The organism is Agrobacterium sp. a22-2, from assembly GCF_012276985.1.
Classification (GTDB): Bacteria; Pseudomonadota; Alphaproteobacteria; order Rhizobiales; family Rhizobiaceae; genus Allorhizobium.
The window spans coordinates 347,371-361,950 of the sequence record NZ_JAAXMM010000001.1; the positions used below are offsets into that span (position 1 = coordinate 347,371).

The 14,580-nt window shown below is 61.3% G+C and carries 14 protein-coding genes; 5 read left to right on the forward strand and 9 right to left on the reverse strand.

All coding sequences use genetic code 11. The features are described from left to right. Positions 1-5: 5 nt before the first annotated feature. The 7 genes from arsH to HFC70_RS01690 form a co-directional block, all read right to left on the reverse strand. On the reverse strand, positions 6-716 hold the full coding sequence (arsH, locus tag HFC70_RS01660; RefSeq protein ID WP_168471451.1) for an arsenical resistance protein ArsH: 711 nt from the start codon (positions 714-716) through the stop codon (positions 6-8). After that, positions 713-1,138: an arsenate reductase (glutaredoxin) gene (arsC, locus tag HFC70_RS01665; protein ID WP_168471453.1), complete on the reverse strand. Its 426-nt coding sequence runs from the start codon at positions 1,136-1,138 to the stop codon at positions 713-715. Before arsC ends, arsH begins: the two co-directional genes overlap by 4 nt. An 81-nt stretch (positions 1,139-1,219) precedes the next feature. Continuing rightward, positions 1,220-1,993, reverse strand: coding sequence for a tRNA pseudouridine(38-40) synthase TruA (gene truA / locus HFC70_RS01670; protein ID WP_168471454.1), 774 nt, complete (start codon positions 1,991-1,993; stop codon positions 1,220-1,222). After that, on the reverse strand, positions 1,993-2,928 hold the full coding sequence (gene fmt / locus HFC70_RS01675) for a methionyl-tRNA formyltransferase (protein ID WP_168471455.1): 936 nt from the start codon (positions 2,926-2,928) through the stop codon (positions 1,993-1,995). The genes truA and fmt overlap by 1 nt, the downstream gene beginning before the upstream one ends. 68 nt (positions 2,929-2,996) lie before the next feature. Continuing rightward, the gene (gene def, locus HFC70_RS01680; protein WP_168471456.1) at positions 2,997-3,515 is read right to left on the reverse strand and encodes a peptide deformylase; all 519 of its coding nucleotides are present in this window, start codon (positions 3,513-3,515) and stop codon (positions 2,997-2,999) included. A gap of 92 nt (positions 3,516-3,607) precedes the next feature. Further along, positions 3,608-5,116 (reverse strand): globin-coupled sensor protein, encoded by a 1,509-nt coding sequence (locus tag HFC70_RS01685; RefSeq protein ID WP_168471745.1) that lies wholly within the window; start codon positions 5,114-5,116, stop codon positions 3,608-3,610. A 173-nt stretch (positions 5,117-5,289) separates the two neighbouring features. After that, positions 5,290-6,822, reverse strand: coding sequence for a methyl-accepting chemotaxis protein (locus HFC70_RS01690; RefSeq protein ID WP_168471458.1), 1,533 nt, complete (start codon positions 6,820-6,822; stop codon positions 5,290-5,292). A 301-nt stretch (positions 6,823-7,123) separates the two neighbouring features. Here HFC70_RS01690 and HFC70_RS01695 point away from each other — a divergent pair, with 301 nt between their 5' ends. From HFC70_RS01695 to HFC70_RS01705, 3 genes are all read left to right on the forward strand, one after another. Next, a complete protein-coding gene (locus HFC70_RS01695; RefSeq protein ID WP_168471460.1) occupies positions 7,124-8,350 on the forward strand; it encodes a DNA recombination protein RmuC in 1,227 nt (408 codons plus the stop codon). Positions 8,351-8,394: 44 nt separating this feature from the next. Next, positions 8,395-9,294 (forward strand): ribokinase, encoded by a 900-nt coding sequence (locus tag HFC70_RS01700; RefSeq protein ID WP_168471461.1) that lies wholly within the window; start codon positions 8,395-8,397, stop codon positions 9,292-9,294. Between the two features lie 205 nt (positions 9,295-9,499). Further along, the gene (locus HFC70_RS01705) at positions 9,500-11,833 is read left to right on the forward strand and encodes a methyl-accepting chemotaxis protein (protein ID WP_168471463.1); all 2,334 of its coding nucleotides are present in this window, start codon (positions 9,500-9,502) and stop codon (positions 11,831-11,833) included. A gap of 68 nt (positions 11,834-11,901) precedes the next feature. Here the strand turns inward: HFC70_RS01705 and HFC70_RS01710 are convergent, their stop codons facing one another. Beyond that, the gene (locus HFC70_RS01710; RefSeq protein ID WP_168471464.1) at positions 11,902-12,846 is read right to left on the reverse strand and encodes a nucleoside hydrolase; all 945 of its coding nucleotides are present in this window, start codon (positions 12,844-12,846) and stop codon (positions 11,902-11,904) included. Positions 12,847-13,011: 165 nt separating this feature from the next. Here HFC70_RS01710 and HFC70_RS01715 point away from each other — a divergent pair, with 165 nt between their 5' ends. Together HFC70_RS01715 and HFC70_RS01720 are read left to right on the forward strand one after the other, a co-directional pair. Continuing rightward, entirely contained in the window at positions 13,012-13,440 is a 429-nt protein-coding gene (locus HFC70_RS01715; protein WP_168471466.1) for an Hsp20 family protein, read from the forward strand. 48 nt (positions 13,441-13,488) lie between these two features. Further along, positions 13,489-13,746, forward strand: a complete 258-nt coding sequence (locus HFC70_RS01720) for a DUF1150 family protein (RefSeq protein WP_168471468.1) — start codon at positions 13,489-13,491, stop codon at positions 13,744-13,746. Between the two features lie 84 nt (positions 13,747-13,830). Here the strand turns inward: HFC70_RS01720 and HFC70_RS01725 are convergent, their stop codons facing one another. After that, positions 13,831-14,541: a tRNA (guanosine(46)-N(7))-methyltransferase TrmB gene (locus HFC70_RS01725; RefSeq protein ID WP_168471469.1), complete on the reverse strand. Its 711-nt coding sequence runs from the start codon at positions 14,539-14,541 to the stop codon at positions 13,831-13,833. Positions 14,542-14,580: the final 39 nt, after the last annotated feature.

The following is a 14,580-nucleotide window of genomic DNA, read 5'->3' on the forward strand; positions in this document are numbered from 1 at the left end:
AAAGCTCAGATCGACCGCTGGTTGACCCGCTTCGACAGTTCTTCGGCGCTTTCGACCCGCTCCGAATAACGCTCGACCAGATAATCGGCACGGTCGCGGACCAGAAGCGTAAACTTCATCAGTTCTTCCATGACATCGACGACGCGATTGTAATAGGCCGACGGCTTCATGCGGCCGTGTTCATCGAATTCCATAAAGGCCTTCGGTACCGACGACTGGTTGGGAATGGTCACCATGCGCATCCAGCGGCCAAGGATTCGCATCTGGTTGACCGTGTTGAAGCTCTGCGAGCCGCCGCAGACCTGCATCAGCGCCAACGTGCGGCCTTGCGTGGGACGTTGGGCACCAAGCGACAAAGGCAGCCAGTCGATCTGGGTCTTCATCAGCCCGCTCATCGCGCCATGCCGCTCCGGCGAGCACCAGACCTGGGCTTCCGACCATAGCGACAGATCGCGCAATTCCTGGACCTTGGGATGGGAGGCAAGCTCCGCATCGGCAAGCGGCAGACCGTGCGGATCGAAGATTCGGACCTCGGCGCCATAGCGGCGCAGGATGCGAGCCGCTTCTTCCGTCAGAAGCCGGGAATAGGAGACGGCGCGCAGCGATCCATAGAGCATCAGGATGCGCGGCGGATGCGTCTTGCGGTCCGGCTGGTGCAAGCGCACGTCATCGACCGGACGGAACTGCGTCTCATCGATGTTCGGAGTATCCGTCATGATTGCGCGCCATTCGCGCCATCAAAGGTGACCACTTCGCCGTCTTCCTTGGTAAAAGTACCGATCTGCGGATTGGGCAGGATCTCCAGAACCACTTCAGACGGCCGGCAGAGCCGGGTTCCCTTCGGCGTCTCGACAATCGGACGGTTGATCAGGATCGGATGGGCCAGCATGGCATCGATGAGTTGCGCGTCGGTGACAGCGGTATCGTCCAGTCCCAGTTCCTCATAGGGCGTGCCCTTCTGACGCATGATGTCTCGCACCGGCGCGCCGATGGCGGCGATCAGCTCCACAAGGCGCTCGCGGCTGGGCGGGGTCTTCAGATATTCGATGACCGTGGGCTCTTCGCCCGACTGGCGGATCATCGCCAAGGTGTTGCGCGACGTGCCGCAGGCCGGGTTGTGATAGATGGTGATCGTCATGACGGGTCTCCTGTCGCGTCCAATATTTCCATAATTCTTGAAATATCGATACGTGATTTCGAGAAAAGGCGCAACCCCGTCTCAGCAGGTCCGGGCGAAATGGCTGTCGTCGGGATAGTCGACCTGCATGAAGTAGAGACCTTCCGGCGGCGCGACAGGGCCGCAGGCGGAGCGGTCGCGGGCCTCAAGTGCGGCGCGGACATCGGCAATGCTCATCTTGCCCTCGCCGGCCATTTTCAGCGTGCCGGCAAAGGAGCGGATCTGATTGTGCAGGAAGCTCTGCGCCGTGGCGCGGATCTCGATCAGGTCGCCGTCGCGGCTGACATCGAGACGATCGAGCGTGCGCACCGGGCTGTTGGCCTGGCAATGGACCGAGCGGAAGGTGGTAAAGTCGTGCTTGCCGACCAATTGTTGCGCCGCTTCGTGCATGACCGCATGGTCGAGCTCTTTCGACACCCACCAGGCGCGGTTGGCCTCCAGCGCCAGCCTCGAAGGCCTTGATATGATGCGGTAGAGATAGTGCCGGCGCAGGGCCGAAAAGCGGGCGTCGAAAGCCTCGCTGACCGCTTTCACCTCCAGCACGCTGATACTTTCGCGGCCGGTTGCCAGATAGGCATTGAGGGCGTTGCGCAGCTTATAGGGCACCCAGTCGCGGGTCAGATCGACATGCACTACCTGACCACGGGCATGAACGCCGGAGTCGGTACGGCCGGCGCCGCGGACCTTGACGGTCTCTCCGGTCAGCAGCAGCACCGCCTTTTCGAGCGCGCCTTGCGCGGAATGGCCATTGTCCTGGCGCTGCCAGCCAACATAGGGCGTGCCGTCATATTCGACCGTCATGCTGAAGCGTGGCATCAGTGCGCCACCGTTCCGGGAACAAGCGGCGCACCGCGCAGGAAGTCCACCGCCGGCAGCGGCTTGCCACCGGCCTTCTGCAAGCGGGTCAGCTGCACGGCCCCCTCGCCGCAGGCAATGGTCAGGTCATCGTCCAGCACCTCGCCCGGCCGGCCGCTCCCTTGGGCCAACAGGCTCGCCAAAACCTTGATCCGCTCAACGCGGCCATTGATCTCCGCCTCGAACCAGGCACCCGGAAATGGCGACAGGGCGCGGATGCGGTTATGGACATCGCCGGCAGGGCGCGCGAAATCGATATGGGTTTCGGCCTTGTCGATCTTGGCCGCATAGAGCACGCCGTCGGCCGGCTGCGGCGTCAGCGGCAAGTCGCCCGCTTCAAGCCGCGCCATGGCCTCGCGCATGGCCTCGGCACCCACCAGCTTCAGCGCGTCGTGCAATTCGCCACCGGTCATGTCAGGGCGAATGGCGACGGTTCTCGTCAATGCAACCGGGCCAGTGTCGAGCCCCTTGTCCATCTTCATGACCATCATGCCGGTCTCCGCATCGCCGGCCATGATGGCACGCTGGATGGGTGCTGCACCGCGCCAGCGCGGCAAAAGCGAGGCATGGCCATTGTAGCAGCCGAGCCGTGTGCCACTGAGGATCGCTTCCGGGAGCAGCAGCCCATAGGCAACGACCACGGCCACATCGGCCTCGAAAGCTTGAAAAGCCCGACGATCCTCATCACCCTTGAAATTGAGCGGCGTCAGAACCGGAATGCCGAGTTCTTCGGCGGCCTGGTGCACGGGCGACTTGGTCAGATCGAGGCCACGGCGGCCGGCTGGCCGCGGCGGCTGGGAATAGACCGCAACGATCTCATGCCTGGCCTCCGCCAGAGCCCGCAAAGTCGCGACCGAAAATTCCGGCGTTCCCATGAAGATGATGCGCAGCGCCATGGTCGGTCTCCACGATACGGGTTCGAACGATTGGCCGGCGAAACCGGATGCCGCGCCGCGCCGGTGACTTAGACAGTCACCTTGGACTTGGCCGCCTTGCTGAACTTCTTGATGACCATTTCGCGCTTCAGCCGCGAGATGTGGTCGATGAAGAGAATGCCGTTCAGATGGTCGATCTCGTGCTGCAGGCAGGTGGCCAGCAGGCCATCGGCCTCCGTCACCTGTTCCTTGCCGTTACGATCGAGGTGCTTGACGGTGACCGCGGCCGGGCGCTCGACTTCCGCATAATAGTCCGGAATGGACAGGCAGCCCTCTTCATAGACAGAGCGGTCTTCGGACGACCGGACGATTTCCGGATTGATGAAGACCAGCGGCTGCTTGTCTTCGCCTTCCTTGGACACATCGATCACCAGAAGTCGACGAGGCACCGCCACCTGCACCGCAGCCAGGCCAATGCCCGGCGCGTCATACATGGTGTCGAGCATATCGTCGATCAGGTGTGTCAGGTCCGAATCGACCCGTTCGACAGGCTTGGAGACCTGACGCAGCAACGGATCCGGGATGATGATTATAGGCTTGATGGTCATGGCTTTTCCCATAACCCATCTCTTTTCTGGAGGAAATCGAAAAACGTGGCCCTTCGCTCCGGTTTTTGCTGAACCGGAGCGAATTTTTGACCTTAGGCGGCGCGGCTTTGTGTGCCCGGCCGGAATTGACCACCTGACTGCCGCATCTCGGTGCCAAGCGTGCCGAGAAGACCGACAAGCCCCGCCACTTCATTGCGCAGCCGCCGGGTCTCGGCAGACGTCTGCTCGACCATGCTGGAATTCTGATGGGTCAAGGCATCCATGCCGCGCGTGGCAAGATTGATCTCCTGCAGACCCGTTGCCTGGTCCTTGGCAGCGCCTGCAATATCGGACACAATCGCGTTGATCTGGTTGACGCGATCGCTCATGTCGGCCAGCGCCGTCCCGGTGTTGCTGACCAGCCCCACGCCCTCGTTGACCTGGCTCGAGCTCTGGGAAATCAGCCCCTTGATCTCCTTGGCGGCGTCGGCGCTGCGCTGAGCAAGCAGACGGACCTCCTGGGCAACAACTGCAAAACCCTTGCCGGCATCGCCGGCCCGAGCCGCCTCGACGCCGGCATTCAGCGCCAGAAGATTGGTCTGGAAGGCGATTTCGTCGATAACGCCGATAATCTTGGAGATTTCCGAAGACGATTTTTCGATTTCCGCCATGGCCGCGATCGCCTTGTTCACCACCTCGCCAGAGTTGCGCGCCTGCTGCTGGGTATCGCGCACGGCTGCGGATGCCCGCTCGGCATTGGAGGCGGTCTGGTTGACGCTGACGGAAAGCTGTTGCAACGCGGTAGCGCTTTCCTGCAAACCGGCGGCCTGTTGCGACGTGCGAAGCGCCAGTTCGTCGGAGCCCTTGGCGATGGTCTCCGTGCCGTCGAGGATCTCTTCGGATGCCCGTCGGATCGCGGCGAAAGACGTGCTCAGGCGAGATACGGTCTGGTTGTAATCGTCGGCCATCTGCTTGAAATCGCCCGGCAGGTCCGTCGTCATGCGCGATGCGAAATCGCCGTCGGCAAGAGCTGCCAGGCCGCGCCGCAGATGCTCCATCGCCATGCGCTGATCGGCTGCAAACCGCTCGCGCTCGCTTTCCAGTTCGCGCCGCTTTTCCTCCAGTGCATCCAGATAGACCGAAATCGAATAGTCCATGTCGAGCATGGAAGCCTTGATCAGCACGCCGAGCTTGTCTGCAAGGACAGCGGCATGGCGCTTGCCGAATGGGAAAGGCCAATGCTTCTGCAGCACGCCGCTGACCAGTTCGGTCAAGAGCACCGAATAGCCGCCGATATACCAGCGCGGCTCGAGACCGATGCGGGCATGGGCCTTGCCGATCGCAGTCACGCCCTTGACATAGACGTCGTCGAACTTGCCGGCCGAGACCTTGTCCCAATGGCCCTGCTGCGCCTGTTTGGCGGCCGCCATATGGCCCTTATCGCGGAAGAAACCCGAGATCTGTGCAGTGGCGCCGACCTTTGCATAGAATTTGTCGAGGGCGCCGCCCAGGATGTCCGTGAGGGTCGGACGCAGCGCCTTGAGCGTTCGACAACTGGCCTCATCCAGTTCCACAAAGGCAAGACGCTCGGCTAGGGCAGTATCGTTTTTATCGGTCATCAGTTGCTCGCGGCCACTCTTCCCGGCCTTCGTGCTCGCGGGAATACGCGAGCGACTTCTGCCGAGAGCTGAGAATTCGGCAGTTTCATAAACGGACGGTAAACAATGCGCGACAATCCGACTTTTTTCGTCAATTGGGGGTTTCGGTGCGCTATTTTGGCGCAACGGGCCTCAGCTCAACCGGCGCGGCGGTGGACGGAACTCCCGTCAGTTTCGCCGCGTCGCTCCGGGCTGACCCGCTCGACATATCCGTCGCGGGCCTTGAATTTGCGCAGGGCACTGACCAAGCGCTCGACCTCGTCGCGCAGGGTTATGGTCTGGGCCGAAGTTTCTTCGACCATCGCGGCATTCTGCTGGGTGATGGTGTCCATGCTGCCGATGGCGATGTTGACTTCCTTCAGTCCACCCGACTGATCCGACGCCGCCGAGGCTATGCTGGTGACGATGCCATTGATCTCGCCAATCCGGTTGATGATCTTCTCCAGCGCCTCGCCGGCGTTGTTCACCAAGCCTACGCCCGATTGCACCTGGCCGGAACTCTGAGAGATCAGCCCCTTGATTTCCTTAGCTGCATTGGCGCAACGCTGCGCCAGTTCGCGGACTTCCTGGGCGACGACCGCAAAACCTCGGCCGGCCTCGCCGGCACGCGCCGCCTCGACACCAGCATTGAGGGCCAAAAGATTGGTCTGGAAAGCAATCTCGTCGATGACTCCGATGATCTTCGAAATTTCATCGGAGGATTTCTCGATCGCGCCCATTGCCGCTACGGCCTTGGTCACGACCTCTCCCGAAGTCTTGGCTTCGTTCAGTGCCATCTTGACCACGACGGTCGCTTTCTGGGCGCCATCGGCGGCCTGGGCGACGCTGTGCGTCAATTCCTGCAGGGCAGCCGTGCTCTCTTCGAGTCCCGCGGCCTGCTGCTCGGTGCGATGGGCCAGATGATTGGCCGCTTCTGAAATGGCGGTCGTAGAGCGCAGGATTTCTTCGGCAGCACTTCGCACGGTGCCAATCGTGTTGCGCAGGGTGTCCACGGAATTGTTGTAGTCACCTGCCATGCTGACGAAATTGTCCGGCAGGTCCCGAGGAAGCGTAGAATCCAGATCGCCCTTGGACAGTTGTGCCAGAACGGCACTCAGGGCAGACAAGGCGACGGCCTGTTCCTGTTCGCCCTTGAGGCGAGCGGCTTCCGCCTGGTTGCGCTGATCTGCCAAAATATCGAGGTAGATCGATATGGAATAGTCCATGTCCAGAAGGGCAGCCTTGACGACGATCGCGACCTCATCTGCCAATTTCTGCGAACCACCTCTGCCGAATCTCGACGGCCAACGCTCCCGCACGACAGCATGAATGAGCTGTTCGAGCAGAAGCGCATATCCGCCGATATACCAGCGCGGCTCGAGACCGATACGGGCGTGGGCTCGCCCGACAGCCTGGACCCCTTCGACGTAACGCTCGTCATACTGGGCCGTGCCGACGACGGTCCAGTGCTCTTCCTGGCGCTTTTTCGCACCCTTTATGTGATCCTCGCTGCGGAAGAACGCTGCGGTTTCGGGTGTCTTTCGAACCCGCTGATAGAAGACATCGAGTGCTGCGCCGACGTTATTCTTGATGATCGGGCCAAGGGCACGCAACTTCTGCCGCGCGACGTCATCAAAGCCGATGAAGTCCAGGCGCTTGCTAAGCGCATTCTTTTCGTCGTGCGAAATCATGATGTCCCCTGGCATGTTAAGGCAGTCCGGATGGCGCGCCCAATTGCAACGTTTGATGGAAACAATAAACGCTTAAATTGGTAAATTTTCCATTTAGCTAATATCTTAAATTACAACTACCTTCATAAGGTAAATATTAAATAACTACATATTTTGATCTTTATCAAGATTCCGACCCGTTGCTTCGAAGAGCTTCCGCTGACACACCACGTCGCTCTCCTGCCTCCATGAAGCGCGCAGAGATGCATCATGTTCTTGTTTTGATCTGGATTCGCTTGCAAAATCTGGTAGTCTCCGGTCCATGAATGGTTTTGAACTCACATCCGGCACATCCCTTTTTGCAATCGGAGACTTGCAGATCTCGCTCGGGCTTTTCGTGAAAGGCCTTGCTGGAGCGCTTCTGCTGGCAATCGCCCTGATTGTGTGGCGTGGCAGAGCGCTGCGTGCTGCAATCCGCGCCGAGGCAGCCAGGCGCGATGCCCTCGCCGAACAGCGCATGGCAGATCTCCTGCGGGCCCAGGCCGACATGCAGGGCCGGCTTGCCGCCATGTCGGAGGTCTTCGGCGCCAAGCAGAGCGAGTTCAATCACGCGATCAACCAGCGGCTCGACGGCATGACCCATCGCATCGGAGCAACCATCACGGAGCAGACCAAATCGACCCACGAGAACCTGCGGCACCTGCAGGAACGCCTGGCGGTGATCGATGCGGCCCAGAACAACATCCAGAACCTGGCAAAGGATGTGGTCGGCCTGCAGGCCATTCTGTCCAACAAGCAGACGCGCGGCGCCTTCGGCCAGTCGCGCATGGAAACCATCGTGGCCGACGGTCTGCCGATGGGCGCCTATTCCTTCCAGCCGACCCTTTCGAACGGTTCAAGGCCGGATTGCACGATCCGCATGCCGAACGGCTCGCCGCCCCTGGTCATCGACGCAAAATTTCCGCTGGAGGCCTGGAACGCGATCCGCGATGCCGGCAGCCCTGAGATGCGAAAGGCCGCAAGCCAGCAGTTCCGCCGTGACCTGGACGTGCATATTCGCGATATCGCCGAGAAATACCTGATCGCCGGCGAGACCCAGGAAATGGCCTTCCTGTTCGTACCGTCCGAATCGATCTTTGCCGAAATCCACGAGCATTTCGAGAGCATCGTGCAAAGGGCGCACCGCCTGCGGATCGTCATCGTCTCTCCCTCCCTGCTGATGCTGTCGATCCAGGTGATCCAGTCCGTTCTGAAGGACCAGCGCATGCGCGAACAGGCCCATCTGATCCAGGGTGAAGTCCTGCATCTCATGGAGGATCTGACCCGGCTGGACGACCGGACCCGGAAGCTGCAGAGCCATTTCCTGGCGGCGCAAAAAGACGTGGATATGATCCTGACCTCGGCGGACAAGTTGACAAAGAGGGGCGCCAAGATAGAAGCGATGGAGTTCGAAGCTGGCGCCGGCCCTGCCGAGCCCGGGCAACCAGAGGCTCCTTCGGTGGAAAGCAGAACGGGGCTTTTACGGCTGCGCGTGGTGGACGACGACTGACGATCGCCGGCCGGTGGCCCTCAATCAAAAGGCGGACAAGAAGAATGATCACGGTATTCGGCTCCATCAACATGGACCTCATCGCCACGACGAAGCGCCTGCCGCTGCCGGGCGAAACGGTTGCGGGGGATACGTTCTCGACGGCAGCCGGTGGCAAGGGTGCAAACCAGGCCCTGGCGGCCCGCCGAGCCGGTTCTCAGGTGCGCATGGTCGGCGCGGTCGGCGATGACGGCTTCGCCGATCCCGCCCTGTCGCTGCTGGATGTCGCCGGTACCGATCTGTCCTCCGTGATCCGCAGTCCGACATCGACCGGCACCGCGCTGATCCTGGTCGGCGGCGATGGCGAGAACATGATCGCCGTCATCGCAGGGGCAAATGGCACTCTGACGGAGGCCGAAGCGGCAGGCGCCGTGGCCGGCATGCAGGCCGGCGATATCCTGATGCTGCAGCTGGAAATTCCGGCCGCAGCCGTCGAGCACGCCCTCACCCAGGCCCGGGCGCGCGGCGTCAAGACTATCATCAACATTGCACCGCTCACCAGCGAAGCGGCCCGCCTGGGACGGATGGCCGATATCGTCATTGCCAACGAGACGGAATTCGAGCGTCTGGCGGCCTGGGAAGGCATGGGGGCCGACGGGCGGCGGCATGCGCTGCGCCGGCTTCATGCCGAGACAGCGCAGACCCTGATCGTGACGCTCGGCGCCGAGGGCGTCATCGCCATCCATGAGGGCACCGAATACCAGGCCGAGGGACTGCAGATCGTTCCGGTCGATACCGTCGGAGCGGGCGACACATTCTGCGGTTACTTCGCAGCCGGACTGGATCAGGGGCTGGACTTTTCCACCGCTCTGCGGCGTGCGGCCGTCGCCGGTTCGCTCGCCTGCCTGCAGCACGGTGCCCAACCATCGATTCCAACGGCTGACGCAGTCGCGGCCGCTCTCTAGGGAGTGCTCACCTGCTTCCAGGTACCATGCGAAAAAACGCTGCCCGCTTTCAATCCGAATTAAGTATTGCCGGCCTAGTATCCGCGCGATTTCGCCCGGGCTTCAACAAGGCTTGAGGCTGGAAACGCCGGCTCCATGAAGGGGCATTCCCACACCGAGCGTTCTGCAGACCGGCCATGCCGGTCGTTCGCTGTTCGAGGCCCCGATGTTAAAATTGAATTCCAAATCGATTGCCACAAAACTCCTGCTGGTGACCGGACTGGCCATCGCGCTCGTCCTGATTTTCTCAAACCTTTTCCTGATTTACCAGACCCGTGACCGCGTCCAGACGCTGACCATGGATCAGGCCGACAGCGAGGCCAAGGCGATCGCCAACGAGGTCGCCGGCGATATCGGCGAACTGGCAAGTGCCGCCCGCTCCATGGCCGGCATTCTTGGCCGCGGCCATGAAGGCGCCTCGTTCGACCGCAAGGGCGCGATCAACCTGCTGAAGGCCAATGTGGAACAGAACGCCTTTGCCTTCGGCAGCTGGTTCTGCGAGGAGATCAAGGCCTTCGACGGACGGCAGGACGATGTCGTCAACAACACCGAGCTTGGCGGCAACGACAAGGGCGTGTTCACACCCTACTGGTCGAAGACGAGGGACGGTGGAATTCAATTCTCGACCTTCAAGAACGATTATCCCGCCGAGTGGTACGCCCTGGCGTCCAAGACCGGCAAGGGAGCGATCACGGCGCCTTATCGTGCTGAAGGCACCGAAGTGCCGACGACCATGAGCTCAATCGCCTATCCGGTCCTGTCCGGCGGCAAACTGATCGGTGTTGCCGGCGTGGATGTCTCGCTTGCCGCACTTTCGGAAAAGCTGAAGGGATTGCATCCCTTCGGTTCGGGGCGTGTCATGCTGCTGTCGCAAGGCGCGCAATGGCTGGTCGCCCCTTCGGATGATCTGCTGATGAAGCCCTATGAGGGTGAAGGCGCAGATGCCGTCAAGACCGGTCTGTCGTCCGGCCGGAGCAGTCTGGTGCGCGATCTGCAATCGGCGGAGACCGAGAATTTCGACCGTCTGGTTTATCCGTTCGAGGTGCCCGGCGTGAATGCCACCTGGGCCGTCATCGTCGACATTCCGCATAGCGCGATAAGCGCTCCGGTCCAGGCCCAGACCTATATGATGATCGTCGGCGGCTTCGTCGTGCTCGGCGCCGTCATGCTGGCCCTGTGGTTTGCCGTCAAGGGCTATGTCCAAAAGCCGCTACATGATCTTCTCGGCGATGTCGATCGGCTCGGCCGCGGCGAGTATGATGCTGAAGTGGGCGGCCAGACGCGCGCCGACGAAATGGGACTGGTTGCCAAGGCCCTTGAAGGGTTCCGCCACAGGCTGGCCAACGGCCGCGCCCTGGAGGGCGAGGCGGAACAACAGCGCCGCGCAGCGGAGGCCGAGCGCAGCCGCTCGGAGGCCCAACGCGGCGAAACGGCTGCCGTGCAGCAGCGGATCGTCGCCGTGCTGGGCACCGGCCTTTCTGCGCTGTCGAACGGCGATCTCAGCTATCGAATCCAGGAGGCATTCCCGGACGACTACGCCGCCCTCAAGGAGGATTTCAACGCTGCCGTGGCGAGCCTCGAAGAAACCATTGAGGCCGTCAATGCGAGCGTCGTCAATATCGGCAACGGCAGCGGTGAAATCACCGACAGCGCCGCCGACCTGTCGAAGCGCACCGAACAGCAGGCGGCCAGCCTGGAGGAGACCGCAGCAGCCCTCAACGAACTGACCGAACAGGTCAATTCCAGCGCCGATAATGCCAACACCGCCGCGAAGACCGTTAGCCTGGCCTGTGACGATGCAGAGAAGTCCGGTGAAGTCGTGCAGAAGGCCGTTGCCTCCATGCAGGGTATCGCACAGTCCTCACAGGAAATTTCACGGATCATCGGCGTGATCGACGAAATCGCATTCCAGACCAACCTTCTCGCGCTCAATGCCGGGGTGGAAGCGGCTCGCGCCGGCGATGCCGGCAAGGGCTTTGCGGTCGTGGCACAGGAAGTGCGCGAACTGGCCCAGCGCTCCGCCAGCGCGGCAAAGGAGATCAAGACGCTGATCACCACGTCCGGATCGCAGGTCAAGGACGGCGTGGAACTGGTCGGCCAGGCTGGCCAGACCCTTCACAAGATCGCCGACCAGGTCATGCAGATCAACGGTCTGGTGCGCCAGATCTCATCCTCGGCCAGCGAGCAGGCCTCCGGCCTCAAGGAGGTCAACGCCGCGGTGAACCAGATGGACCAGGTGACCCAGCAGAACGCAGCCATGGTGGAAGAAACCACGGCGGCAAGCGTGACCCTGCGCACTGAAGCCGAGAACCTGCGGATGCTCATTGCGCGGTTCCGGACCTCCGGCGGGCAGAGCACCCAGCCACTGCGCACCGTGGCGCAGACGATGCGCGCGCTATCCAGCAGCCGACCGGCATCGATGCCGGCAAGAGCAGCGGCGCCCAAGCGCAGTGCCGGTGGCTCGTCGGCAGCCGTCAAGGAAGACTGGCAGGAATTCTGACGACAGAACCAGATCCCAGACGTAAACGGCCGCCGGACGATTTGTCCGGCGGTCGTTTCAATATTTGGTCAGAGACGGCCGAGCCGGTCGATCAGCAGGTCGAAGAAACCACCGGCATCCACATTGCGCATTACATTGGCATTGGCCTTGCGACCGGAGACGCGCCACCAGTCGACGACGGTCATGCCGACCGTCAGTTCGGACTGTGTCTCGATCTCGACATTGCAGTGGCGGCCGGAAAAGAGTTCCGGCTTCAGCAGATAGGCAATCACCGAAGGATCGTGCAGCGGACCGCCATCGGAGCCGTATTTCTCCTCGTCGAAGCGCTCGAAGAACTCCAGCCAACCGACCATCGCCCTTGACACGTCCGTTCCCAGTGCCGCGATCCGCGCCACGCGGGCCTTGGTGGTCAGCAACTGGTGGGTCACGTCGAGCGGCAGCATGGTGATCGGCATGCCGGAGCGGAAGACGATGTCGGCGGCCTGCGGGTCGACATAGATATTGAATTCGGCAGCCGGCGTGATGTTGCCGCCCTCGAAAAAACCGCCGCCCATCATCACCAGTTCCTTGATCCGCGGCGCGATATCGGGCGCCTTCTTAAGGGCGAGCGCCAGATTGGTGAGCGGTCCCAGCGTGCATATCGTCACTGTGCCCGGCTCTTCGTGGCGCAGGGTCTCGATGATGAAATCGACGGCGTGCAACGGCTGGACCGGCATGGTCGGCTCCGGCAGTACGGCACCGTCAAGGCCGGTCTTGCCGTGCACATGCTCGGCCGTCACCTGCGGGCGCTCAAGTGGCTTGAGCGCGCCCTCGTAAACGGCAACGTCGCTCCGGCCAGCCAGTTCGCAGACGATGCGCGCATTGCGGCTGGTATAAGACAGCGGAACATTGCCGGCCACGATCGTCAGACCCAGGACATCCAACTCTTCAGGGCTTGCCAGCGCCAGCAAGATTGCCGCCGCATCATCCTGCCCCGGATCGGTGTCGATAATGATCTTGCTGGGTTTTTCCATTCCATCCGTCCAAACACGTGTTGCGCAATGGACCGCTTGATGGCTGCTGAGGTTGTCCTTTGTCAAGCCGGCTAGCGCTTGCAGGACGCAGCCGGCATTCCCATATTAGGGGACAATCTGCCTCGGCATCGGCCAAGGCGGACTTGACCGACTTAAGGACCATGAATGAGCCGGATAAAGTCTCTCGCCAATCCTCTCCTGCTGGGGTTCGATGCCACGGAAACTATGCTTTCCCAGATCGCCCGAACCAATGATGGATACCCGCCCTACAATATCGAGATTCTACGCCGGGCGGAGCCGGACGAGGCAGACCTTCTGCGCATAACCCTTGCCGTGGCAGGTTTTTCGCAAGAGGAACTGGACGTTTCCGTCGATGCCAACCAATTGGTCATCCGCGGGAGGCAGGCAGAGCGGCCGGAGGGCGATTTCCTGTTTCGCGGCATTGCGGCCCGGCAGTTCCAGCGGGTCTTCGTGCTTGCAGACGGCATGGACGTGCTGAAGGCACGTCTGCACAACGGATTGCTGGCCATCGATCTTATTCGTCCCGAAGCGAGCCAAGTGGTGAGAAAAATTAACATTTCGACTTCAAAGTAGGGTTAACGGCCCTGTCTGCCGTTGCTCCCTCATCGACGGAGGATCGGAATGTTACTGAAAGAAGCCAACACAAACCTGACCAAATCCCAACTTGCCCATCTGGGTGCGGGGGAAGTGGGCTATATTCGCAAGATGCGCTTCGAAGAGGTGTCTCGCTGTTTCCCGGATGCCCCCGATATTGATCCGACGCTGGATCTTTGGGCTCTATTCGGCGCCGACGGTACGCCAATCCTGTTGACCGACAACAGATCCAGCACATTCTACAAGGCGGCGGAAGACGATCTGAAGACCGTCAGCCTGCATTGATCGCCAAAGATTTGCGCCTGGCTTAGACCGGTCGCCCGGATCGTTCCGGCCCTTGGATGCAAAGCGCCGTGCCGCCTCATGGTTTCAGGCCGGCACGTCCCGACGCCGGAAGGTCAGATAGGCAGAGGATCGGCCTTCGCGCTTGGCCTTGGCTTCATAGCGGGTGCCCGGCCAGCCAGCATAGGGCGTCTTCCAGTCGCTGGCGTTGCGCGCCGTCCACTCGAAACCGCCATGCTCGCGGCAATGGGCGAGCGTCCAGTTGACATAAGTATCGATATCCGAGGCGAAGCAGAACAGGGCACCCGGCTTCAGCACGCGATGAAACCGCTTGAGATTGACGTCGGACACGAAACGGCGCTTCCAGTGCTTCTTCTTCGGCCACGGGTCGGGATAGAGCAGGTCGATCTGATCCAGACAATTGTCCGGCAACCAATCCAGCACCTGCGTGGCATCGTCGTCGTAAAGCCGGATATTCTCGGCACCTTTCGCGACGATCTGGCCGACGAGTTTTGCCATGGAATTGACGAAGGGCTCGACGCCAATAAAACCGGTCGCGGGATTTTCAACGGCGCGATGAATGAGGTGTTCTCCGCCGCCGAAGCCGATTTCCATGCGCGTGCGATCGACGGCATTCGGAAAGAGTTGGCGAAGGTCTGAGGGTGCCTGTGTCGACAGGTCCAGCTTGAAGGCAGGCAGAACGGTCTCAAGATGTTCAGCCTGCAGATGGCGCAGAGGCTTGCCCTTGCGGCGTCCGAAAAAGGCTTCCGTGCCGCGGCCTCGGCGTTCCTCAGTCATGTCATGCTTCCTTCAACGATGAAAGCGGACGCTCCGTTC